The organism is Acinetobacter terrestris (assembly GCF_004331155.1).
GTDB classification, from domain to species: Bacteria; Pseudomonadota; Gammaproteobacteria; order Pseudomonadales; family Moraxellaceae; genus Acinetobacter; species Acinetobacter terrestris.
This window is the reverse complement of sequence record NZ_SJNZ01000003.1, coordinates 138,976-163,013: the sequence shown is the minus strand read 5'-3', so window position 1 is coordinate 163,013 and position 24,038 is coordinate 138,976. Positions and strand designations below refer to the sequence as shown.

Here is a 24,038-nt window from a genome sequence, read left to right as displayed (position 1 = left end):
ACACCAATATTGCACAATAGCATAAATTTAGCGAAATGATGATCTGATATGTCTTTCTTTGCACTGGGTGTCAACCATCAAACCGCTTCTGTAGAACTGCGTGAACAGATTGCTTTTAACCCTGAAAAGTTAACGCAATTGCTTGCCGAGCAAAGCCAAAACCATGACTTGAATGATATGGTCGTGGTGTCTACATGTAACCGAACTGAAGTTTATGCGATGTCTGAAAATGCAGACATGGTAATGAATTGGCTCGCCCAGGCAAATGGCCTGGATACTAAACAATTATTAAATCATGTATATCGCTATGAAGATGCACAGGCTGTAACACATCTGATGCGGGTCGCCAGTGGCCTTGATTCCTTGATGCTCGGTGAGCCGCAAATTTTGGGACAGGTAAAGTCTGCGCTTTCTATGGCGAAAGATGCCCATACCGTTTCTCCCAATTTAAACCGAATTTTTGAATATGCTTTTTACGCAGCCAAGCGCGTTCGCTCTGAAACTGCGGTAGGCAGTCATGCGGTTTCCATGGGTTATGCGGTTGCACAACTTACGCTTCAAGTCTTTAGCAAACCTGAAAAATTGACAGTAATGGTGGTTGCGGCTGGTGAAATGAATAGCTTGGTCGCGAAGCATTTAGCCGAAATGGGTGTCGGAAAAGTGCTGATTTGCAATCGAACTCGTGCTCGTGCTGAAACACTGGCGCAGGAAATTGCCCATCGCGTAGATGTTGAAATTATCGATTTTTCCGAGTTGGCTGCAAATTTATACCGTGCCGATGTCATTTCAAGCTGTACCGGAAGTTTGCATCAAGTCATCGCTTATAGTGATGTTAAAACGGCATTAAAAAAACGTCGTTATCAGCAAATGCTGTTGGTAGATTTGGCTGTTCCACGTGATATTGATCCGAAAGTTGAATCATTAGATGGCGTGTATTTATATGGCGTTGATGATTTACAAAGTGTCATTAATGACAATCTTGCCCAGCGTCGCCAAGCGGCTGTCGAAGCGGAAGTGATGGTCAATCAGTTGGCTACAGAATTACTAACCCAGCAAAAAATCAACAAAGCGGGCAGTACCATTCATGCCTATCGGGAACAGGGCGAAATCTTAAGACAAGAAGAGTTGGCTTTGGCGATGTCCCGAATTGCAGCCGGTGAAAATGCCGAGCAGGTTCTACAAGAGTTTTCGCATCGCTTAACCCAGAAACTACTCCATCCAACCTCTATTTTATTACGACAAGCCGCCAAAGCTGAAGATCCAAGCTGTTTTGAATGGATGCGTGATGATCTGAATGAAATTTTTGCCAAGCGTCGTAAAACCAAACAAGAAAAATAAGGTCTTGGTTTTTAATGTTCTAGTTTTTAAGGTGTTGGTTTTTAAGGTCTTAGTTTTTAGCGCTCGATTATTCGTCGATGAGGGTCAGTGAGCGTTTGCGATCAATTTCATAAATTCGCTGTTTCAAGTTGCGCATTTCGGCAATACTGGTAAATTTCTTCGATTTCAATTTTTGCTGCAAGCATTGGTATTGCAGTTTAATCGAGAAATCTTCCGCCAGTTTATCTGCCTGCTCAGGAGATGAGGTGTAATCACTAATATTGGTTTGCAGTAAAATATGCTGTAAATCATGGTGAAAGTTTGCACATGCACCCAAGACATAATATTGCGATAATTCAGGATCATCTGGTAAATCATCAAAAATCGTATTGAAGATATTTAGAATCTTAAACAGCAATTGATCATGCAGAATCAAGGCGCGTAACGGTTCAAAATGAATATACAGATAAGGATGATTCATTAGAATTGCAAGCACATATTCTTCAGCATCGATTTTGGTACTAAAGCTTAAAGACGCGTCATTGTTGACTTGCGGTTGCCATTTACGGCTATAACCGAGCTTTTCACGAAAATATTGCTGCAGTAAATAACGGTAAGAGCCATGTTTCGGCAACAGTTCAGTGAGCTGTTTTAACTCACCCATGACCTGACTTTTACCTTCAGGCGATGTGCTGTTATGATTTTGAGTTAAATGCGCAAAAATAAACTCGGACAATAAAGGCGCGGCTTGCAACATGCGCTGGAAGCTTTCTAAACCTTCACGGCGAATCAGGGAATCCGGATCGTGGTCATTCGGTAGTACAAAGAACTTAAGTTCGCGACCATCATTTAATAATGGCAGGGCAATTTCTAAAGTACGACGTGCCGCTTTTTGACCGGCAGCATCACCATCAAATGCCACTGTAATACGGCTATTTTGCTTAAATAAAATATTCAGATGGTCAGTATTGCTGGCCGTACCCAAAGTGGCAACCGCACCGAAAACGCCATATTGCTGTAAGGCAATGACGTCCATATAGCCTTCAACCATCAGCCAGTCTTGGGCTTTTTGTTTTCGGCCTTCGTATAAACCATACAGCAACTGGTTTTTATGAAAAACTTCAGAGTCGGGTGAGTTGATGTACTTGGGTTTGATTTCGTCATTTAAAGCACGACCGCCGAAGCCAACCACACGACCTTTAGAATCACGAATCGGGAAAATCACCCGGTCACGCAGCAGGTCGAAATCTCGACCTTTGTCACTGGTACGAATTAAGCCCAGTTGTCTTAAGCCTTCTATATCTTGAGGGAAGGCTTTTTCAAGGTGCTGCCAGTCTTCCGGCGCATAACCCAAACGCCAGTATTGAATAGTTTCTGCACTTAAACCACGCTGTTTGAAGTATTGCTGAGCAGTCTGACTATGCGGTAATTGCTGTTCATAATACAGCGCAATATTTTCCAGCAAGTCGTATAAGTTACCGTCTTGAGGCGTATCTTCAAATGCTGCTGGGGCTTGATCAAACGCTGCAAATGGATCATTGCCATAGAAGGCATCTCCCTGCATTTGAAATTCTGCAAAAGGGTCGTGATCCATTGCCATCGGCGTAAGTGCATTAGCATTTTGCGCTAAATTCGCTGCAGCATTTTGAGTATTTGGTTCAATTTTTTTCGCAGCCGACTGAGGCTTCACGGCTTCATTTTTTTTATATTTGATTTTATTTGAATCGTGATTGTCTTTGGGTAGCTCAATACCGCTTCGACTCGACAGGTCTTTCATCACATCGACAAAATTACGACCGTCGATATCCATTAAAAAGCGAATGGCATTACCGTTGGCTTGGCAACCAAAACAATGGAAATACTGTTTATCTCGATAGACATGGAACGATGGCGATTTTTCCTGATGAAAAGGGCAGCAACCTGAGTATGTGCGGCCAGTTTTCTTAAGTTTCACGCGCTGACCAATCAGATCGACAATATCTGTGCGATCTAGTATTTGATCAATCGTGTGTTGAGGAATAGCCATAGGTATGCAATCGGGTTGTGATCTATCTATTAAAAAATGGCTGACAAATAGGCTGTCAGAAGTTAGCTATGTTAAAAGTGCAGCAGTTATTAAAAGTTAATTTGTATACCTTTTGCACAAAATGATCAATATGATCGGTTAAAATAACAAAAGGGCAAGTATGATAACTTGCCCTTCATGAAAATGCGACCAGTAAGCTTGGCTTATTTGGTTGCTGGTGCTTCTTCAGCAGTCGGTTCTTCAATCGTTTCCTGATTCGGTGCAGGAATGCTGCTTTCAGTTTGTGGTCGATCTAACAAACCAAAACTTAAACGGTTGGTGATGCTGCGTTTTTCGCCATCTTCAGCGTTTTGTTGTTGCTCAGCTTCTGTTGAAGTCTGCGCTTCACGTCCAAACACACCCAAAGTTGCGCGGTTAATCCAGCTGCCTTCACTGCGTGCAGCACGAAGATTCACATTGCCATCAGCTTTCACTAGGTTTGGATAATTGAGTTTTAACACTTCAATATATTGCTGTGAAGTTTGCTGATCACCTAATTTGTCATAACCATAGGCAATTGTGGCTAAAGCTTCAGGCACTTGCGGGGTTTGTGGATAATGTTCCACCACCCATTGTGAACGTTCAACCGCAGCTAACCATGCCTTACGTTTGATATTGAAACGCGCAGCATTCATCTCGGCTTCAGCCAGCTCTGTGCCAATAAACTTCATGCGCTGTGCTGCATCGACTGCATAGGTGCTTGATGGGAAGCGGCGGATGAAATCGACAAAGTTCTGATAAGCCACTTTTAAATAGCTGACATCACGATGTGCCTGCTTTAATGAGGTATATCGTAATAGACCATCATAGTTTTGTTCCATATTCGCCACGCCACGAACATAGTAAGCATAGTCCACATTTGGATGCTGTGGATTTAAACGAATAAAACGTTCGGCAAGGGCAATTGCACCTTCATAATCTTTTTGTTGAAATTTAACATACAACAATTCTAATTGTGCTTGTTGCGCATAATCACCTGTAGGGTAATAGGTATCTAGCGCTTCAAGATGCTTAGCCGCGTCGGTATATTGACCACGTTCAAGGGCTTTTTCAGCTTTTTGAATATAAACTTGCTCGCTAGATTGTGGCCCTGTGTCCACAACTTCTTTCTTTGGATTACTGCTACAGCCCGCTATTGCCGACGCAACGCCTAACGATAAAGCAAGCATTGTCATTTTATAACGTGGTAACGACATAAAAATTCCTCTGTTAATACGGGCAATGAGCTACAATTGCACTATTAAACCACTTTTGTCTGAATGAGCAAATGAGTCAAGCACAATCTTCTAATTCTAATTTCCCTGAAACTGATTTCAATTTACTTGAAGATTCTGAGGATGCAGATAACCATACTTCAGACTCAACTGCAACACGTTTATCGTTGCAATTTCAATTGGATGAAAGCTATTTGGGGCAACGTATCGATCAGGTCGCAGCGCTGGTTTGGAACGATTTTTCTCGTGAAAAACTGAAGCAGTGGCTGAAAGATGGCCATTTGTTGGTAAATGGTAACACTGTCAAACCCAAGTATAAATGTGAAGGCGACGAGCTTTTAACCCTTGATGTTGAGCTGGAAGTTCAAACCAAAAGCTTGCCTGAAGATATTCCATTAAATATTGTTTATGAAGATGACGACATTATTGTCATTAATAAACCGGTTGGCATGGTTGTTCATCCAGGTGCTGGTAACAGCTCGGGTACCTTGGTGAATGCCTTGTTGCATCATTATCCTAAATCGGCTGAGTTGACCCGTGCGGGCTTGGTACACCGTATTGATAAAGACACCAGCGGTTTGCTGGTGGTTGCGAAAAATCTGGAATCTCAATTTTCATTAAGTAAGCAATTGGCCAAGAAAAGCGTCTACCGTGTTTATGATCTGGTGGTGTACGGAAAAATTATTGCCGGTGGCACCATTGATGAGCCGATTAAGCGTCATCCGGTGGATCGTATTAAGATGGCTATCTTGCCAGGTGGTAAGGATGCGGTAACCCATTACAACGTGAAAGAGCGTTTCCAGCATTTCACCCGTGTGCAAGCACGTTTGGAAACGGGGCGTACCCACCAAATTCGTGTGCATTTTAGTTATTTGGGCTTTGGTCTGGTCGGTGATCCGGTTTATATGAGCCGTATCCGCGTTCCTGCCGGTGCATCGGACTTACTGGGTGAAACTTTACGTGGCTTTAAACGCCAAGCCTTACATGCATCGAAACTTGGTCTGGTTCACCCGCGTTCAGGTGAAGAAATGATGTTTGAAGCGCCTTGGGCAGATGACTTTGCTCAATTGGTTGAAGTGTTACGTAGCGAAAACCAAGCCTACTAAGTTGTTTTATCGCGCGCTATGAATCATAAGGAAATAGACATGCAATTTGTTCAAGGGCTTCCACAAGGCGTATTTGTTGGGCAGACACGAGTGCATCATCAAAAAACTCAACCTTCTGCTCAACCTAAACTTGTAGGATTTAACCTGGCATTGCATGTCTATGATAATGCAAAGCGTGTACAGCAGCATCGTATGGCGTTACTACAGGAGTTTGCTGAATTCGGCGTCGATAAAGTCACCTGGATGACGCAAACCCACAGTACCATTTGTCATACCATCAATGAAGAAATTGCTTTTCAGGCACTGGAAGGTGATGGCCTGGTCACTCAGCGTAAAGCCCATGCTTTGATGATGATGACTGCGGATTGCCTGCCTGTCGTGCTCGGCAATGCAGATGGAACGGAAATCGCGAATCTGCATGCCGGCTGGCGAGGACTGGCGGGTGGTATTGTTGAAAATACCATTGTGAGCATGCAAACTCAGCCGACTTGGGCATGGTTAGGTGCTGCGATCAGTCAGCCCTGTTTTGAAATTGGTGAAGAAGTTAAATTGGCTTTCTGTTCAAAATATCCTGAACTGGAGAGTGCTTTTAAAAACAGTGAAAAAGCCGCCAAGTTTTATGCCGACTTATATGCCATTGCCCGTTTCATTCTGAAGCAACAGGGGATTGAGCTTGTGCTTGGCGGTGACCAGTGCAGCTACCAGCAAGCTGAAGAATATTTTTCCTATCGCCGTGAAGCAAAAACAGGACGCATGGCTACATTCGTGTTTATGGCTTGAAACTGTTAAACTCGATTAAAATTTACTGCTTTTATTGATATGTCTTTATCTTCGAAATCACTTGTCATCGTTTATCACAGCCCCTATGGACATACTGCAAAAGTAGCCTCTTTCATTGCTCAAGGTGCGAAACAAACAGGCATTGATGTGCATTCTATGGACATCGAACATGTAGACTGGGATCTATTAGATCAGGCTGATGCGATTGTTTTCGGTTGCCCCACCTATATGGGAAGCCTAACTGCTGCTTTGAAGTTGTTTATGGAGCAGTCTTCCAAACGCTGGTTGGCACGCACATGGCAAGGCAAAATTGCAGCCGGTTTCACCAATGGTGGCGGGTTAAGCGGTGATAAGCTGGCCGTGTTGCAGCAGATAAATCTGTTTGCCATGCAACATGGCATGTTGTGGACAGGCTTGCCGATGATGCCCACTGGGCGTGGTACGCAAGATCTGAACCGGATGTCGAGCTTTTTAGGTTTAATGACACAGTCGGATAATGCGCCGGTTGAAATCACTCCACCACAGGGCGATTTAGATACAGCCATCTGGTTTGGTGAATATATCGGCTTATTGTTAGGTAGACTGAAATAAGCACAGATTGATGTGAATATTAAAAATTGATGTAAAAAAAAACCTCCAGATGGAGGTTTTTTGTTTTATAGATAAAAACTTATTTATGGAAAATTCGGGCTTTATCACGTTGCCAGTCACGATCTTTTTCTGTGGCACGCTTATCATGTAATTGCTTACCGCGAACCAAGGCAATTTCAATTTTGGCTAAACGACCTTTCCAGTAACAAGCAAGAGGAACACATGAATAGCCTTTTTGATTGACTGCACCCATCAGCTTTTCAAGTTCACGACGTGAAAGCAGTAATTTTCGGGTACGGGTCGCTTCAGGAGAGACATGCGTAGAAGCCGACAACAGCGGTTGGATCTGTGCGCCAAACAAGAATGCTTCGTTGTCTCTAAAAAGAATATAGCTTTCAGTAATGGTCATACGTCCAGCGCGCAAAGACTTTACTTCCCAGCCTTGTAATGAAAGACCAGCTTCAAACTTCTCTTCAACAAAATAATCGTGACGTGCGCGTTTATTCTGCGCAATGGTGCCACCAGTATTTTTTTTAACTACGATTGATTTCGACATAATACGAATATTCCCAAGTTAACTATATTTTGCCTCAAACTGGCCGCAAGGTGAAGTTTTTTCAAAATTAAGGAGATTCTTCACTAAAAAAACAAGTTTTTGTTAAAATAAGCATCTACACAATAAACTGAGTACAAATGGATGTCTAAAACTCGCGTCATTTATCCGGGCACATTCGATCCGATTACCAATGGTCATATCGATTTGGTGTCACGTGCGGCGAAAATGTTTGATGAAGTGGTGGTTGCCATTGCCATTGGTCATCATAAGAATCCAGTCTTTAGTTTAGAAGAGCGAGTGGATTTGGCACAGAGTTCCTTAAGTCACTTGTCCAATGTTGAATTTGTGGGTTTTGACGGCTTGTTGGTGAATTTTTTCCGCGAACAAAAAGCTACAGCAGTGCTGCGTGGTTTACGTGCAGTATCTGACTTTGAGTACGAATTTCAATTGGCCAATATGAATCGTCGCCTTGATTCAAATTTTGAAGCGGTGTTTTTAACCCCTTCAGAGCAATATTCTTTTATTTCATCTACCTTAGTACGTGAAATAGCGCGTTTAAATGGTGATGTAAACCAGTTTGTACCGCAAGCTGTGGTTGAAGCCTTTAAACGGAAACAGCAGCAAGGTTGGTAGCGTGTCTTTATATATTACAGATGAATGCATCAATTGTGATGTGTGTGAGCCGGTGTGTCCGAATGAGGCCATTTTTATGGGTGAAATCATATATGAAATTCATCCAGATTTATGTACCGAATGTGTCGGACATTTTGATGAACCACAGTGTCAATTATTCTGTCCAGTTGATTGTATTCCGCATGACCCAGAACATGTGGAGTCACAAGATCAATTGATGGATAAGTATAAAAAACTGATTGCTCAAAAAAGCACAAGCAATTAGTGCAGAAGTTTGATAAGATGCGCCCCGAAGTGAGCTAGACGATCGCTGCTGTGTAGATCTTCGTGATTGAAACAGGGGAGGAAAGTCCGGGCTTCATAGGGCAGGGTGCCAGGTAACGCCTGGGCGGTGAAAGCCGACGGCAAGTGCAGCAGAGAGTAGACCGCCATCTTTGCAATTTTCCTTCGGGAAGACCAAGAGAGATGGTAAGGGTGAAAGGGTGCGGTAAGAGCGCACCGCGTGTCTGGTAACAGTTCACGGCAAGGTAAACCCCACCAGAAGCAAGACCAAATAGGAATCCTGAGGCACGGCCCGTGCTGGATTCGGGTAGGTCGCTTGAGCGTACGAGTGATTGTGCGCCTAGAGGAATGATCGTTCACGACAGAACCCGGCTTATCGGCTCACTTCACCAAATATATTACAATTATTGTGTGATATTTCTTGACATATAGTATATGAAAATAGATAATACGCGCACAGTTTTAGGCTATGTAGCTCAGTTGGTTAGAGCATCGCACTCATAATGCGGGGGTCACAGGTTCAAATCCCGTCATAGCCACCATTTTCATAGGTCACGCTTCTATAAGCGTGACCTTTTTTTATGCTTAAAATTTATACATAAAATTATTTATTCACATTGAATAGCGCTGGCTGCCAGTTTAATTTGTGGAAATTCTTGGGCATATTTTTTTAAAATAGCGTCTTTCTTATCTTGGCCCAATACCATCGCTTGTAACTGTTTAATTTTATGTTCACTTAAGTGCTGATAGGCACAATGCAATGCGATCTGGTTTTGTTTGGCAACCGCCAATTTTTGGTTCTCTGGAATTTGTTCAATTCGATACAATTTTTGCTGTGCTTTACTGAGCTGCGCCAGACTGCGTTTTTGTTGCATGCTGAGCAGTTGCTGATTGTTGATCCAGCGTGCTACATCCATACGTACGCCATTGTAGTCCACAAATAGAGGGGAAATCACTTGGCAGCCTGTAATTAGAATAGCAACCAGGCTTATAGCTGTTAATTTGAATGGGTTCATATGCTTCTCGCTCTATGGAGACTTTTATTTTGAGAGAATAATGGGAAAAATATCATGAATAAAAGCAGGTTTTGTTTAAATATTAACTGAAGTTTTTTAAATCGATTAAAGTCTGAACACTTGTAAAATAAAGGGCTTGACGCTACCTACTGAAATTTAGATAATGCGCACACAGTTTATGGCTATGTAGCTCAGTTGGTTAGAGCACCGCACTCATAATGCGGGGGTCACAGGTTCAAATCCCGTCATAGCCACCATTTTTATAGACCACGCTCTCAGCGTGGTCTCTTTTTTTGTGGGTCAAGAATTTTGGCTTAGATAAAAATACGAAGAAATATAAAAATACGAAACAAGAATTACAAATTATCTTGAATATACTGCTCAATAAATTGATGTGTGGTGTCGCTTAGATAAAAAGGCGAGATCAGTTGCTTTAGAATCCCGTCTAACAAGCCTTGTTGTTCTAGCGCCTGAATGGTATGCGGCAAGAAACGCAGCGCTTCCTGATGCAAATCATCTTCATCTAGCCCAACAGACTGCAATAATTCTTGTAGGCTATAGTCGGCAAAATAATCATAAAAAACGGCGACCACATCCAAAATCAGCTGTTGTAAATATTCGCCTTGTCGCAACTGTCGCCATGTTTCATAAACCAGGATGAAAAACTCTTCAAAGTCGATCGCCTGGAATTGAGAAAAGGTTTCTTTCAGCGTTCGCTGCTTAATATCATCCCATAAATGCAGGCTGATATCGGCCAGTTCTTCATTGGGCAATAAAATGATGTTGCCCAGTTGTTTAACTAGAGCTTGAGCCAGCTGTTGTTCAAGTTTGAGTTCAATATTTTGTTGTTGATCTTGAATAAAGCTGAGTATTTTAGAACCTAGACCATATTCATGAGTATTGAGTTTACGCAGGTGGTCAAGCCAAGGGGTATTGCTTTCAAGGATTTGATTGGCGAGTTGCAAACTGACATGCTGCACTTGAGGGTCATGCAGTAAATTGCTATGGATGTAATGACGTAACTGGTCTAATTCAAGGATCTTATACAGCCACAATTCAAAAGATTCATCTGACAGCAGCTCACTAATTTGAGTCTGGCTATTGAGGGCAAGATGATGGATTTTTTGAGCAGCCATCCCAATAAATTCTAGAATTTCCGCGCCTAAATTCAATTCAAATGCGTATTTTTGCACCACATCTTGTAAGGATTCAAGTTGAATACACTGTTTTAATGAAACTTGATCTGAATGGGTATAAAGATGATGAATAAATTGTTCGATATAGGGATTATTTTGTTGTGCTAATAATTGTTTTTTAATAAAGCGAGTCTGCTCAAGCATAAGCGCTTGAGCAAACTGTTGAGCAAAGTCCTGTTTAGGCACCCGGTGTCCATCCATTAACGATCGGATAGCGACGTTCGCGGCCAAATGAGCGTGGACTAATGCGTGGACCAATTGCAGCTTGACGGCGTTTGTATTCGTTACGGTCCACCAGACGAATAACTTTCTCCACCACTTCTTTTTTAAAGCCTTTGGCAATAATGACATCTTGACTGCAGTCTTCTTCAATATAAGCATAAAGAATTGCATCTAGAATGTCATAGGCAGGTAAAGAGTCTTGGTCTTTTTGATCGGGACGAAGCTCTGCAGAAGGTGGGCGGGTAATGACACGTTCAGGAATCACTGGGGTTTCTGAAATGCTGTTACGGTATTTAGCCAGTTCAAATACAATGGTTTTATAAACGTCTTTGAGAACGGCATAACCGCCGACCATATCGCCATATAGGGTACAGTAACCGACAGAAAATTCTGATTTGTTCCCGGTAGACAATACCAGATTACCGAATTTATTCGATAACGCCATCAACAGGGTGCCACGTGAACGTGCCTGTAAATTTTCTTCAGTGGTATCTGCAGGGCTGTCTCCAAAGAATGGATACAGGGTTTGCATGAAGCCGTTTACAATTGGATTAATTTCGGCAATCCCGAAAGTTACACCCATATTCTTCGCTTGTGCAGCGGCATCTTCCACACTGATTTGAGCAGTATAAGTATACGGCATCATCACAGCCTGGACTTTGTCTGCACCAATCGCATCAACTGCAATTGCAAGTGTCAATGCCGAGTCAATCCCGCCAGACAAACCTAAAATCACACCAGGAAAGCCAGAGCGTTGAATATAGTCACGCGTTGCCAGAACCAGACCTTGGTAAATTTCAGCCATGGTGTCTAAAACAGGCGTCACTGTTGCAACTTTATAAGCCTGTTGTTCAGCTTCATATTCAGCGTAATAAACATCTTCTTTAAAGCTTGGCGCCTGTAAAGCAATATTGCCGTCTTTGTTAATGACGAAACTGGTGCCGTCAAAAATAAGATCATCCTGGCCGCCGACCTGGTTGGCATACACCAAATTAATGTGCAACTGTTTAGCAAGCTCGCTCATGGTGGTAAGACGATGTTGCGGTTTACCTACTTCATAAGGCGAAGCATTGAGGACTAAAGCAGTTTCAATATTCAATTGCGATAATTGCTGTACGGTAGTGAGAGACCAAATATCTTCACAAATCAAAACGCCAAATTTATGACCTAAATATTCAAACACGAGGTGCTGATGTCCTTCGCTGAAATAGCGTTTTTCATCAAATACGCCATAGTTTGGCAAGTTTTGCTTGTTATAAATACCCAGTACTTGACCATCTTTCATGACAGCTGCAGCGTTATAGCGGTGACCATCTTCAGTTTGATTGACAAAACCAAAGACCATCACAATATCTTTCACTTGGCTGAGTTGCTCAAATGCTGTTTGAGTACGTTTAGCAAGACTAGGACGGAGTAATAAATCTTCCGCAGGATAGCCAACAGTTGAAAGCTCAGGGAAGATAATTAAATCAGCTTTTTGTTTTTTGGCTTCATTTACCTGTTCAAGCATTTTTTGAGCATTTGCTTCGATATTGCCAGTATGCGGAGAGAATTGAGCAAGGGCAATTTTAAAACTTTTCATTCCAACTTAATCCTATACCTATAGGGATATATACACAGACTTATGATTTATTATGGCTATTGGTTCAACGCTGTGTACGCGACGACAAACAAATAGATGTTTAATCAATAATTAGCAATTCGATACTATATACGAATTGCGGCATTTATTGAGAAAAAAACAAAAAAAAATCCGAATTTAGACAAAAAAACTACAGCATTAATGGGAGAATAAGAACGCTAAAATGCATGATTATTGCCCGATCAGATGACATTATTTATGAAACCTATATTGCATGCTTTGAATCAGTTTTTTGAGGTTAAAAATCGCAAATTAACTCAAGGCGAAAGACAGCTTGCGCAGTCTGTTTTTGGTCCACATTTGCAGCTGGATAAGATCAGAATTGTGGCGCATCGTGGGGTGATGAAAAATTATGCCATTAGCCCGAATGGCAATATTTATTTCCATCCTCAAAGCTGGAGCGAAGACTTCTCAAAACTGTCATTGGCCAAGCAGTCATGGTTAATTCATGAGCTGACCCATGTCTGGCAAATACAGCAGGGTTTGGCTGTGGTGCGTAAAGCGCTATTTGACCGTAAGTATCGCTATGTCTTGGAGCAGGGTAAGCTGTTTTTGCAGTATGGCATTGAGCAGCAGGCACAGATGGTACAGGACTATTTTATTAAAAAATCGCGTGGTCAAGAGTGCCAGGCCTATGAGGACTGCATTCCATTCTTGTCTCAAAAAGCGTGATTTTATGCTGAGCTTAAAGCGACAAGGTAGTTCATTAGGGTATTTTGAATAATGAAAGTATTTTTGAGCCATAAAAAAACCGCCCAAAGAGGCGGTTTTTTAAATCATTAAATTCTTAAAGAATTAACGACCTTGGATGTCACGTTGAACTTCACCAGTGTAAAGTTGACGTGGACGACCAATTTTGTAAGGGCCGCTGTGCATTTCTAACCAGTGGCTAATCCAGCCAACTGTACGTGCAAGAGCGAAGATTACAGTAAACATTTCAGTCGGGATACCAATCGCTTTAAGAATGATACCTGAGTAGAAGTCTACGTTAGGGTATAGGTTACGTTTGATGAAGTATTCGTCAGACAACGCAATACGTTCAAGTTCCATAGCCAAAGCAAGTTGTGGATCGTTGATGCCTAGAGCAGCAAGAACTTCGTCACAAGTTTCTTTCATTACTTTCGCACGTGGATCGAAGTTTTTATAAACTCGGTGACCGAAGCCCATAAGTTTAACTTCTTTAGTTTTCACTTTTTCCATGAAGCCAGCAACGTTTTCTACAGAGCCGATTTCATCAAGCATCTTAAGAACAGCTTCGTTCGCGCCACCGTGAGCAGGACCCCAAAGTGCAGAAATACCCGCAGCGATACATGCGTAAGGGTTAGCACCAGTAGAACCAGCTAAACGTACTGTAGAAGTAGACGCATTTTGTTCATGGTCAGCATGAAGCGTAAAGATACGGTCCATTGCTTTCGCAAGAATTGGGTCAACTTTGTAATCACGGTCTGCAGGAGTAGCAAACATCATGTACAGGAAGTTTTCTGCGTAAGTCAAATCGTTACGTGGGTAAACGAACGGTTGGCCAACTGTGTATTTGTAGCTCCAAGCTGCAAGCGTAGGAACTTTAGCAATCAGGCGGATTGCTGTAATTTCACGGTGATCAACATTTTCGATGTCTAGGTTGTTGTGATAGAACGCAGAAAGCGCACCCACCACACCAACCATGATTGCCATCGGATGAGCATCACGACGGAAACCATTGAAGAAGCGGCTAACTTGATCGTGAACCATAGTATGGTTACGAACTTTAGCATCAAATTCTACTTTTTGTTCAGCTGTTGGAAGTTCGCCGTTTAACAATAAGTAGCAAGTTTCTAAGTAGTCTGCTTTAGTTGCTAACTGGTCGATTGGGTAACCACGGTGTAAAAGAACACCTTTACCGCCATCGATGAATGTGATTTTAGATTCACATGCAGCTGTTGCCATAAAACCAGGATCAAAAGTAAAGTGACCTGAGGTCAACACATCTTTAACGTCGATTACATCTGGGCCCAATGTGCCGCTGTAAATTGGTAATTCAATTTCTTTGCCATCAAGCTGTAAAACGGCTTTTTTGCCAGTTGCTTCAGACATTCAATAGATCTCCTGTCCTGGTGAATGTTTTATCCGACTCGTAGTACTAATCTTTTAATGCGCGAATCAGATGGATCAAAAATTTGCTATAAGATTAGTGAGTACTGAAATTTTGTCAATTATACTTATGGATAAAAAATGACGTTTTCACATGGATTTGGTCAAAAAATAATCCCATAATGATGAGGAAAATTGCAGCACCGACACACTATAATAAGTCAAATTGTGACTGAGGTGCAGAAAAAAATAATGCTACTGCTTTAATTGTAAGCAAGTTCTAATTCTTAAAAACTCTAGGTGGTTTAGGTTTCATAAATGCTCTTTTTGACTAAACTATTATAATTCTCGCAACTTACCGATATTGCTTTAAAGAAAGTGTCGCTTTCTTATTCATAATAAAAAGCGATTAATCATCTGCGAAAAAGCGTGCGTTTGTATAGAAAATAGCTTGTTTACCCCGGTTAAAATGCTGATTTATTGATCAATTGGGTAATAAAAAGCCAACTTTTGGTCTATATAGTGAGCTAGATAAGGAGAGGGTATGGAGTTATGCACAGACTAAGTTGTTATTTCGTTTCATGATGTTACTACTATGTGCTTTTGTATAAATACCTTATATTTATTTAATAAATACAGGAGCTATTCCTGCAATTACGCATTATATAAAAAGATAGCGAGACATTCGGATGATTTGTTCATCTTTAGTCTAAATAATCTAAATAAATTGATTTAATTATCAAAGCAAAAAGCGATCAATCAAATAATGTTTTAATTAATAAAAACCAAACATATAGCTATGTTTTCTTAGATCTATTTTGTCTACTTTAATCAGATAATTTATGTTAATGATTCTTATTTAATGCTTTTTTGCAGAAAAGGTAAATGTGATTGTTTGTGTTTTAATAGTCGACGTTTTATAATTCCCTGTCGTTTTAAGTTTAGGTATTGCTGGATAGTGCAAATACCTAACAATGCTAGCTTTCCTTCGAATTAATTCCAACAAACTCCGGATGGAGTTTTTACTTACAGGATGCCCGCTGTGAAAAGCAACAGACCTGTCAATTTGTCCATGGGTCAAGTTTTAGAAGTAAACTTAAAATCCCCTGTGGCTATTGCATCAATTCTACACCGTCTTTCTGGTGTCATCGTATTTTTACTCGTACCGGTACTTTTGTGGCTTTTAGACAAATCATTGTCTTCGGCTGAAGGTTTTGCTCAAGTTCAGGCAATCTTCGGTAGCTTCATTGTGCGTTTCATCGTATGGGTATTTGTAGCCGGTTTAATATTCCACTTTATTGCGGGTGTTAAACATTTACTTGCAGACATCGGTATTGCCGAAGAACTGCAAAGTGGTCGTATAGCAGCTACTATTTCATTGATCTTGTCTGCAATCGGTATTGTTGCAGCATTTGTATGGATTGTTCTCTAATGAAAAGTGCTACAGGTTTTACGGGTTCAGGTTCTCGCGATTGGTTTATCCAACGTATCAGTGCTGTGGTATTAGCTGTTTATACTGTTGTGGTATTGGGTTGGATCCTCATTAATGGCGGATTTAACTACGAACAATGGTTTGGCTTTATGATGACATTACCAATGAAGGTTTTATCTTTGTTGGCAGTCTTATCTCTTGTCGCACACGCTTGGATCGGCATGTGGCAGGTATTCACTGACTATGTGACTACTCGTCAAATGGGTCCTTCAGCTTCAGGTTTACGCCTCGTGTTGACGTCAGCAGTCATTATTGCTGTATTTGCATATGCAATCTGGGCGATCCAGATTTTTTGGGCGAATTGATAGGAAAATATCATGGGCGCAATAACCCCTAAAGAAGATTATACAAACATTCAACACCTCACTTTTGATGCAGTCATCGTTGGTGGTGGTGGTTCAGGTATGCGTGCTTCTTACCAACTTGCTCAAGCTGGTTTGAATGTCGCAGTGCTGACTAAAGTATTCCCAACACGTTCGCACACTGTTGCAGCGCAAGGTGGTATTGGAGCATCTCTTGGTAATATGCAAGAAGATAACTGGCACTACCACTTCTATGACACCGTAAAAGGTTCGGACTGGTTAGGTGACCAAGACGCAATCGAGTTTATGTGTCGTGAAGCGCCTAAAGTTGTTTATGAACTTGAACACATGGGTATGCCGTTCGACCGTAATGCAGATGGTACGATTTACCAGCGTCCATTCGGCGGTCACTCTGCAAACTATGGTGAAAAACCGGTTCCACGTGCATGTGCTGCTGCCGACCGTACAGGTCATGCGTTGCTTCATACGCTTTATCAAAGCAACGTGAAAATGGGTACTCAATTCTTTGTTGAATGGATCGCACTTGATCTGATTCGTAACGAAGCTGGCGACGTACTTGGTGTAACTGCAATTGACCAGGAAACCGGTAATATTGCGGTATTCCAAGCAAAAGCGACATTGTTTGCAACTGGTGGTGCGGGTCGTGTTTACCGTGCATCTACAAACGCTTATATCAATACTGGTGACGGTCTTGGTATGGCGGCGCGTTCTGGTATTCCACTACAAGATATGGAATTCTGGCAGTTCCACCCTACAGGTGTAGCGGGCGCAGGCGTATTGTTGACTGAAGGTTGTCGTGGTGAAGGTGCAATCCTTCGTAATAAAGACGGCGAACCGTTCATGGAACGTTATGCACCGACTTTGAAAGACTTGGCGCCACGTGACTTCGTATCACGTTCTATGGACCAGGAAATCAAAGAAGGTCGTGGTTGTGGTCCTAAAGGTGATTATATCTTGCTTGATATGACACACTTGGGTGCTGATACGATCATGAAGCGTCTTCCGTCTGTCTTTGAGATTGGCAAGAAGTTTGCAAACGTCGACATCACCAAAGAGCCAATTCCTGTAGTGCCGACAATCCATTATCAAATGGGTGGTATTCCAACGAATATTCATGGACAAGTTGTTGTTCCTGAAGGTGCTGCGGATACTAACTTTGAAGCAGGTTATGATAAAAGTGGTGACGTTTACTCAAGCAATGGTGGTGAGCGTAACTATACAAAACCTGTTAAAGGCTTCTATGCAATTGGTGAATGTTCTTGTGTGTCTGTACATGGTGCAAACCGTTTAGGTACCAACTCACTGCTTGACTTGGTGGTATTTGGTAAGGCTGCCGGTGAACACATCATTGATTACGTGACTAAACATCATGGTGATGAGTATCAACCGCTTCCGACCACTGTATTTGAAAATACAAGAAAGCGTATGCGTCACTTGGATGAATCAACTGCGGGTGAAAATGCTCAAGAAGTTGCTGATGCAATTCGTGATATCGTTCAAGACCATGCCGGGGTATTCCGTACTCAAGCATTACTTGATGAAGGCGTGAAGCAAATTCTTGCGATTGAACCCCGTGTTCGCAACATTCATTTAAAAGACAAATCTAAAGTATTTAACACTGCACGTGTTGAGGCTCTGGAAGTTGAAAACTTGTATGAAGTTGCTAAAGCAACCTTAATTTCGGCTGCTGCTCGTAAAGAATGTCGTGGTGCACATACTGTTGTTGATTATGAATTGCCAGCAGATCACCCAACTTATTCTTACGGCCGTCGTGATGATGAATGGATGAAGCATACTTTGTGGTTCTCTTCAGACAATCGTCTTGAGTACAAACCAGTCCGTTACAAGCCAGTATCGGTTGATGCGATTCCACCAGCACCACGTACATTCTAATCAGGAGAATAAAGATGAGTAGAGGTATCCGTACATTCCATATCTACCGCTATGATCCTGACAAGGATAAAGCACCGTACATGCAAACTTTTAAACTTGAGTTGACTGACAAGCATCGTATGTTGCTTGACGCTCTTCTTGCGTTGAAAGTACAAGACGAATCTTTAACGTTCCGTCGTTCATGTCGTGAAGGTATTTGCGGTTCTGATGGTGTAAACATCAACGGTAAAAACGGTTTGGCTTGTTTGTGGAATCTTAACGATTTACCAAATGAAATCACCATCCGTCCTTTACCAGGTTTACCTGTGATTAAAGACTTGATTGTAGACATGAATCAGTTCTACGATCAATTCCATAAAATCCAGCCATTCCTGATTAACAATCAGCCAGCGCCAGCGAAAGAACGTTTACAGTCTCCAGAAGAACGTGAGCATTTGAACGGTCTTTATGAATGTATTCTTTGTGCATGTTGTTCAACAGCATGTCCATCATTCTGGTGGAACCCAGATAAATTCTTGGGTCCTTCAGCATTGTTGAATGCATACCGCTTCATTATTGACTCGCGTGATTCTGCAACTCAAGATCGTTTGGCTCGTCTTGACGACCCATTCAGCTTGTTCCGTTGTAAAGGCATCATGAACTGCGTATCAGTTTGTCCTAAAGGTTTGAATCCAACTAAAGCGATTGGTCACATTCGCAACATGTTGTTAGACCAAGCAGGTTAATCTGTATCAGTCAAAAAAAGCACGCTTTAGAGCGTGCTTTTTTTATGCTTTGAATATCAGGATGATTGATAGAATCATGCAAAAAATGTATGGGGGAGGTGAACCTATTTACTATTTGTGTCGATTCAAAGCAGTGGAATTGCTTAAAATGGGCGCTAAATTGAATTATGGTTTCGTTGAATTGTAGTTAAGTTGTTCGAATTGATAATTAAAGCGCCAATCTCAAGCTTGAGTCTGCAAAGTTGAGATTAAAATGTTAAGATATGAGTTAAATAAAGAGGGCCAATTTAAATGTTGCGCTCTCTTTTGTTGTATTGGAATTGTTGGCTTGGGACTATGGTCTACATTGAATCCAATTATTAAATAAAGCACCATAGCTTAGATGAAAATAGTCACTATGTATTTCGCTAATTTATGAGAGGTATGTGTCAAAAAAATCAATTGTAACGAGATATCATGTTACGATTTGACACATCGTTATATTTAAAAAAAGAGCCTTGTTTATGTACATTTTTTCAACATTTTAGAAGGTGTATAAGGTTTATAACTAGAGAACAATCGTTTTAGAAAAAACAGGTCGCGTAGTTGTTTTTTCTAAGTCGATTTGCAAAAAAATTGCTCGGTTTCGGTCGAGTATTTAAATGAGTGATGATGCCAATAAGGGCGTTATGATTCATTATTTACATTGGGTTATTCCTGATGTAGTGATAACGCCTCATGGCTTATGCCTGCTGGGGACTAATGTCATGTTACCAATTTGACATTATTAATCATGGGTTCGCTTAAAAAGCATCCTGAAAATGTTTTTGCAATAGGAAATGGGTCCACAAATGCAAGAAGTTGCTGACGCACTGCGTCTTGACACTGAACTAAGCGCTGACAGTGCAGCGTATATTGAAGAACTTTATGAACATTATTTGACGTCACCAGACTCTGTTGGAGCTGACTGGCGCGAATATTTCGATAAATTCCCTAAAGGTGATCAACCACATAGCAATGTACGTGAGCAATTCCTTTTATTAGGTCGCAATTCAAGCCGCGTACAACCTGTTGTTCAAAGTTCTGTAAGTTCTGAGCATGAACGTCGTCAAATTGGCGTTTTACAACTAATTGCTGCCTATCGTAACCGTGGTCATCAAAAAGCAAAACTGGATCCATTAGGTTTGGCAAAACGTGAAGACGTGCCTGATCTTGATCTTGCTTCGCACGGTTTAACTAAATCTGATCTTGATACTGTATTTAATACAGGCAACCTTGCACTGGGTAAAACACAAGCGACGCTTGGTGAAATGGTTGAAGCAATGGAAGCCGTTTATTGCGGTTCTGTTGGTACTGAATACATGCATATTGTTGACACCAAAGAGAAACGTTGGATTCAACAACGTCTTGAAGGTGCGAAGGGTCAATTTAACTTTAATGCAGAACAGAAAAAACACGTTCTTGAGCGTTTAACTGCAGCTGAAGGCCTGGAAAAATTCCTCGGTAACAAATACGTTGGTGCTAAACGCTTTGGTGTTGAAGGCGGTGAATCATTTATCCCGATGGTAAATGAAATTATTCAACGTGCAGGTTCTGTAGGTTGTAAAGAAGTTGTGATTGGTATGCCACACCGTGGTCGTCTCAACCTTCTAGTTAATATTATGGGTAAAAACCCGGCAGATCTTTTTGGTGAATTTGAAGGTAAATCAATTCATAAAAAAGGTTCTGGTGACGTTAAATACCACCAAGGTTTCTCATCTAACGTAATGACTCCAGGTGGCGAAGTTCACTTGGCATTGGCGTTCAACCCATCACACTTGGAAATCGTTGGACCTGTAGTCGAAGGTTCTGTACGTGCTCGTCAAGTGCGTCGTAAAGACATTGGTGGTGATGATGTATTGCCAATTATTGTACATGGTGATGCAGCATTTGCAGGTCAAGGTGTAAACCAAGAAACCTTCCAGATGTCACAAACTCGTGGTTATACAGTAGGTGGTACAGTTCACATCGTGGTAAATAACCAGGTGGGCTTTACAACATCTGATCCACGTGATGCACGTTCTACAGAATACTGTACTGATATCGCGAAAATGATTCAGGCGCCGGTATTCCATGTGAATGGCGATGATCCAGAAGCTGTGATTTTCGTGACTCAATTGGCGCATGACTTCCGTCATACTTTCCGTAAAGACGTTGTGATTGACATGTTCTGCTACCGTCGTCGTGGTCATAACGAAGCGGATGAGCCAGCAGCAACCCAGCCAATGATGTATCAAGTGATCAACAAAAAAGTCACTACACGTGCACTTTATGCAGATCAACTGGTTAAAGAAGGTGTGGTTGACCGTGCCGCTGCGGATCAAATGGTTGAAAATTACCGTTCAGATCTTGAAGCAGGCAAACACGTTGCCAATGCATTGGTGCTCGAGCCAAATACAAAAATGTTTGTAGACTGGAAACCTTATTTAGGTCATGAGTATACAGATGTTTGGGATACCACTGTCCCAATCGAACGCTTGAAAGAACTTGGCACAAAAATGCGCGAGCTTCCTGAAGGTTTCGTGATGCAACGTCAAGTTTCTAAAGTGATTGATGAACGCTTGAAAATGCAAACCGGTGAAATGCCATTAAACTGGGGTGCGGCTGAAACTTTAGCCTATGCAACCTTGCTTGATGAAAGCTACATGGTTCGTATTACCGGTGAAGACGTGGGTCGTGGTACTTTCTCGCATCGTCATGCAAAATTGCATAACCAGGTGGATGGTTCAACTTACATTCCATTATGTAACTTGAAAGAAAATCAACCACGTACTGCAATTTATGACTCATTGTTGTCAGAGATGGCGGTGCTTGCGTTTGAATATGGTTATGCAACCACCATTCCGCATGGTTTGATTGTTTGGGAAGCACAATTTGGTGACTTCGCGAACTGTGCACAGGTTGTAATTGACCAGTTCATCGCTTCAGGTGAAACCAAATGGGAACGTGTATGTGGTTTGACCATGTTGCTTCCACACGGTTATGAAGGTCAGGGTCCAGAGCATTCATCTGCACGTTTAGAGCGTTTCTTACAGTTATGTGCTGAAGACAACATGCAAGTGATTACACCGACCACGCCTGCACAGATTTTCCATGCATTGCGTCGTCAAGCAGTTCGTCCAATCCGTAAGCCATTGATCGTGACTTCACCGAAGTCATTGCTTCGTCACAAACTTGCAACCTCTACTTTAGATGAGCTTGCGACCGGTACATTCCAAACCGTGATTGATGAAGTAGATCAAATCAACCACGCTGACGTAACTCGTTTAGTTCTTTGTGGTGGTAAGGTTTACTACGATTTACTTGAAAAACGTCGTGCAGAAAACCTAAATAACACTGCAATCGTTCGTATTGAACAATTGTATCCATACCCAGAACAACGTATTGCTGAAGTACTTGCTTCTTATCCAAACCTGAAAGAAGTGGTCTGGACTCAAGAAGAGCCGAAAAACCAAGGTGCTTGGTTATTCATCGCTCCACGTCTATATGACGATGTGATGAAATCTGCTAAACAAGTCCGTATCAGTTACGCAGGCCGTCCAGCTTCTGCTGCGCCAGCTTGTGGTTCACCATATTTGCATGCAAAACAACAAGCTCAGCTAGTAAATGACGCATTGGCGATCGTAGCTGAACAATCAGGAGATTCTAAATAATGGCAACCGAAATTAAAGCACCGGTATTCCCAGAGTCAGTTGCAGACGGTACGATTGCAACTTGGCACAAACAACCAGGTGAAGCTGTATCACGTGATGAAGTGATCTGCGATATCGAAACTGATAAAGTTGTTTTAGAAGTTGTTGCTCCTGCTGACGGTACAATCGCAACCATCATTAAAGGTGAAGGCGAAACTGTTCTTTCTAATGAAGTGATTGCACAGTTTGAAGAAGGTGCTGTTTCTGGTGCTGCTCAAACTCAAGCAGTTCAGTCTGAAGGACAAGTTGAACAAGCTGCGTCTCAAACTGAAGCGGGTGCTGCACCTGTGGTTGAACGTGCTCAACCTGTTGCTGACCAAGCGCCTGCGGTACGTAAAGCATTAACTGAAACTGGTATTGCGGCTGCTGATGTTGCGGGTACTGGTCGCGGTGGCCGCATCACGAAAGAAGATGTTGCAAGCCATCAAGCTAAACCAGCGGCTCCTGCTGCTGCACCTTTAAGCGTGGCAATTGGCGAACGTATTGAAAAACGTGTTCCAATGACTCGTTTACGTAAACGTGTTGCTGAACGTCTGCTTGCTGCTACACAAAGCACTGCAATGTTGACTACGTTTAACGAAGTGAACATGAAACCAATCATGGAAATGCGTGCTCAATACAAAGATGCATTCGAGAAGCGTCATGGTGCGCGTCTTGGCTTTATGTCATTCTTCGTTAAAGCGGCAACTGAAGCACTTAAACGCTACCCAGCGGTAAATGCTTCAATTGATGGCGATGATATCGTGTATCACGGTTACTATGACATCGGTGTTGCAGTATCTTCTGAACGTGGTTTAGTGGTTCCTGTACTTCGTGATACAGACCGCATGAACTATGCTGAAGTTGAAAACGGCATTCGCGGTTTTGCTGCTAAAGCACGTGACGGTAAATTGGGTATTGAAGACATGACTGGCGGTACATTCACCATTACTAATGGTGGTACTTTCGGTTCATTGCTATCTACACCTATCTTGAACACGCCACAAACTGCAATCTTGGGTATGCACAAAATCCAAGAGCGTCCTATGGCTGTAAATGGTCAAGTTGAAATTTTACCAATGATGTACTTGGCACTTTCTTATGACCACCGTTTAATCGATGGTAAAGAAGCTGTAGGTTTCCTTGTAGCAATTAAAGAATTGTTAGAAGAACCAGCTCGCCTTATCCTTGACCTTTAATTCTAAAGAATAAATCCATGGGCTTAG

The 24,038-nt window shown here is 41.9% G+C and carries 20 protein-coding genes, 2 tRNA genes and 1 other RNA gene; 16 read left to right on the top strand and 7 right to left on the bottom strand.

What is annotated here, in order from left to right:
• Positions 1–48 precede the first annotated feature (48 nt).
• Positions 49–1,338 (top strand): glutamyl-tRNA reductase, encoded by a 1,290-nt coding sequence (gene hemA, locus E0H81_RS03090; RefSeq protein ID WP_131316437.1) that lies wholly within the window; start codon positions 49–51, stop codon positions 1,336–1,338.
• Positions 1,339–1,405: 67 nt separating this feature from the next.
• Here the strand turns inward: hemA and E0H81_RS03085 are convergent, their stop codons facing one another.
• Together E0H81_RS03085 and E0H81_RS03080 are read right to left on the bottom strand one after the other, a co-directional pair.
• Positions 1,406–3,343, bottom strand: coding sequence for a DNA primase (locus tag E0H81_RS03085; protein WP_131316435.1), 1,938 nt, complete (start codon positions 3,341–3,343; stop codon positions 1,406–1,408).
• Between the two features lie 203 nt (positions 3,344–3,546).
• On the bottom strand, positions 3,547–4,578 hold the full coding sequence (locus E0H81_RS03080) for an outer membrane protein assembly factor BamD (protein WP_131316433.1): 1,032 nt from the start codon (positions 4,576–4,578) through the stop codon (positions 3,547–3,549).
• A 71-nt stretch (positions 4,579–4,649) separates the two neighbouring features.
• Here E0H81_RS03080 and rluD point away from each other — a divergent pair, with 71 nt between their 5' ends.
• Genes rluD through E0H81_RS03065 form a run of 3 tightly spaced genes read left to right on the top strand, consistent with a single transcriptional unit; the run spans position 4,650 to position 7,073 of the window.
• Complete coding sequence (rluD, locus tag E0H81_RS03075) at positions 4,650–5,702, top strand: 23S rRNA pseudouridine(1911/1915/1917) synthase RluD (RefSeq protein ID WP_131316431.1); 1,053 nt, start codon at positions 4,650–4,652, stop codon at positions 5,700–5,702.
• A 39-nt stretch (positions 5,703–5,741) separates the two neighbouring features.
• Positions 5,742–6,482, top strand: a complete 741-nt coding sequence (gene pgeF / locus E0H81_RS03070) for a peptidoglycan editing factor PgeF (protein ID WP_131316429.1) — start codon at positions 5,742–5,744, stop codon at positions 6,480–6,482.
• 39 nt (positions 6,483–6,521) lie between these two features.
• Entirely contained in the window at positions 6,522–7,073 is a 552-nt protein-coding gene (locus E0H81_RS03065; RefSeq protein ID WP_131316427.1) for a flavodoxin family protein, read from the top strand.
• Between the two features lie 79 nt (positions 7,074–7,152).
• On the opposite strand, the gene smpB is transcribed toward E0H81_RS03065, so the two are convergent.
• Positions 7,153–7,629: an SsrA-binding protein SmpB gene (gene smpB, locus E0H81_RS03060; protein WP_067863237.1), complete on the bottom strand. Its 477-nt coding sequence runs from the start codon at positions 7,627–7,629 to the stop codon at positions 7,153–7,155.
• Positions 7,630–7,770: 141 nt separating this feature from the next.
• Between smpB and coaD the strand changes: the two genes are divergently transcribed.
• The 4 genes from coaD (at position 7,771) to E0H81_RS03040 (ending at position 9,086) form a co-directional block, all read left to right on the top strand.
• Entirely contained in the window at positions 7,771–8,262 is a 492-nt protein-coding gene (gene coaD, locus E0H81_RS03055) for a pantetheine-phosphate adenylyltransferase (protein ID WP_131266845.1), read from the top strand.
• Between the two features lies 1 nt (position 8,263).
• The gene (locus E0H81_RS03050) at positions 8,264–8,527 is read left to right on the top strand and encodes a YfhL family 4Fe-4S dicluster ferredoxin (protein ID WP_131266843.1); all 264 of its coding nucleotides are present in this window, start codon (positions 8,264–8,266) and stop codon (positions 8,525–8,527) included.
• Between the two features lie 26 nt (positions 8,528–8,553).
• Positions 8,554–8,936: RNase P RNA component class A (rnpB, locus tag E0H81_RS03045), an RNA gene on the top strand.
• Between the two features lie 73 nt (positions 8,937–9,009).
• Positions 9,010–9,086, top strand: a tRNA-Met gene (locus tag E0H81_RS03040).
• Positions 9,087–9,152: 66 nt separating this feature from the next.
• Here the strand turns inward: E0H81_RS03040 and E0H81_RS03035 are convergent.
• Complete coding sequence (locus tag E0H81_RS03035; RefSeq protein ID WP_165492582.1) at positions 9,153–9,560, bottom strand: hypothetical protein; 408 nt, start codon at positions 9,558–9,560, stop codon at positions 9,153–9,155.
• A 180-nt stretch (positions 9,561–9,740) separates the two neighbouring features.
• Here E0H81_RS03035 and E0H81_RS03030 point away from each other — a divergent pair.
• Positions 9,741–9,817 (top strand) — tRNA-Met (locus E0H81_RS03030).
• Positions 9,818–9,916: 99 nt separating this feature from the next.
• On the opposite strand, the gene E0H81_RS03025 is transcribed toward E0H81_RS03030, so the two are convergent.
• Both E0H81_RS03025 and E0H81_RS03020 read right to left on the bottom strand, forming a co-directional pair.
• Positions 9,917–10,942: a hypothetical protein gene (locus E0H81_RS03025; RefSeq protein ID WP_244926489.1), complete on the bottom strand. Its 1,026-nt coding sequence runs from the start codon at positions 10,940–10,942 to the stop codon at positions 9,917–9,919.
• Positions 10,935–12,560, bottom strand: coding sequence for an NAD+ synthase (locus E0H81_RS03020; protein WP_131266840.1), 1,626 nt, complete (start codon positions 12,558–12,560; stop codon positions 10,935–10,937). Before E0H81_RS03020 ends, E0H81_RS03025 begins: the two co-directional genes overlap by 8 nt.
• Before the next feature lie 246 nt (positions 12,561–12,806).
• Between E0H81_RS03020 and E0H81_RS03015 the strand changes: the two genes are divergently transcribed.
• A complete protein-coding gene (locus E0H81_RS03015; RefSeq protein ID WP_131316423.1) occupies positions 12,807–13,292 on the top strand; it encodes a type IV secretion protein Rhs in 486 nt (161 codons plus the stop codon).
• A gap of 123 nt (positions 13,293–13,415) precedes the next feature.
• Here the strand turns inward: E0H81_RS03015 and gltA are convergent, their stop codons facing one another.
• Complete coding sequence (gene gltA, locus E0H81_RS03010) at positions 13,416–14,693, bottom strand: citrate synthase (RefSeq protein WP_131266836.1); 1,278 nt, start codon at positions 14,691–14,693, stop codon at positions 13,416–13,418.
• Positions 14,694–15,723: 1,030 nt separating this feature from the next.
• Here gltA and sdhC point away from each other — a divergent pair.
• The 6 genes from sdhC to odhB all read left to right on the top strand — a co-directional run bounded on the left by sdhC (position 15,724) and on the right by odhB (position 24,011).
• Positions 15,724–16,122, top strand: a complete 399-nt coding sequence (sdhC, locus tag E0H81_RS03005) for a succinate dehydrogenase, cytochrome b556 subunit (protein ID WP_165492581.1) — start codon at positions 15,724–15,726, stop codon at positions 16,120–16,122.
• Positions 16,122–16,487, top strand: a complete 366-nt coding sequence (gene sdhD / locus E0H81_RS03000; RefSeq protein WP_131266831.1) for a succinate dehydrogenase, hydrophobic membrane anchor protein — start codon at positions 16,122–16,124, stop codon at positions 16,485–16,487. The genes sdhC and sdhD overlap by 1 nt, the downstream gene beginning before the upstream one ends.
• A gap of 12 nt (positions 16,488–16,499) precedes the next feature.
• Complete coding sequence (locus E0H81_RS02995; RefSeq protein WP_067863311.1) at positions 16,500–18,398, top strand: FAD-binding protein; 1,899 nt, start codon at positions 16,500–16,502, stop codon at positions 18,396–18,398.
• Positions 18,399–18,412: 14 nt separating this feature from the next.
• Positions 18,413–19,123 (top strand): succinate dehydrogenase iron-sulfur subunit, encoded by a 711-nt coding sequence (locus E0H81_RS02990; RefSeq protein WP_131266828.1) that lies wholly within the window; start codon positions 18,413–18,415, stop codon positions 19,121–19,123.
• A gap of 830 nt (positions 19,124–19,953) precedes the next feature.
• The gene (locus tag E0H81_RS02985) at positions 19,954–22,794 is read left to right on the top strand and encodes a 2-oxoglutarate dehydrogenase E1 component (protein ID WP_131316421.1); all 2,841 of its coding nucleotides are present in this window, start codon (positions 19,954–19,956) and stop codon (positions 22,792–22,794) included.
• The gene (gene odhB, locus E0H81_RS02980; RefSeq protein ID WP_131316419.1) at positions 22,794–24,011 is read left to right on the top strand and encodes a 2-oxoglutarate dehydrogenase complex dihydrolipoyllysine-residue succinyltransferase; all 1,218 of its coding nucleotides are present in this window, start codon (positions 22,794–22,796) and stop codon (positions 24,009–24,011) included. Before E0H81_RS02985 ends, odhB begins: the two co-directional genes overlap by 1 nt.
• Positions 24,012–24,038: the final 27 nt, after the last annotated feature.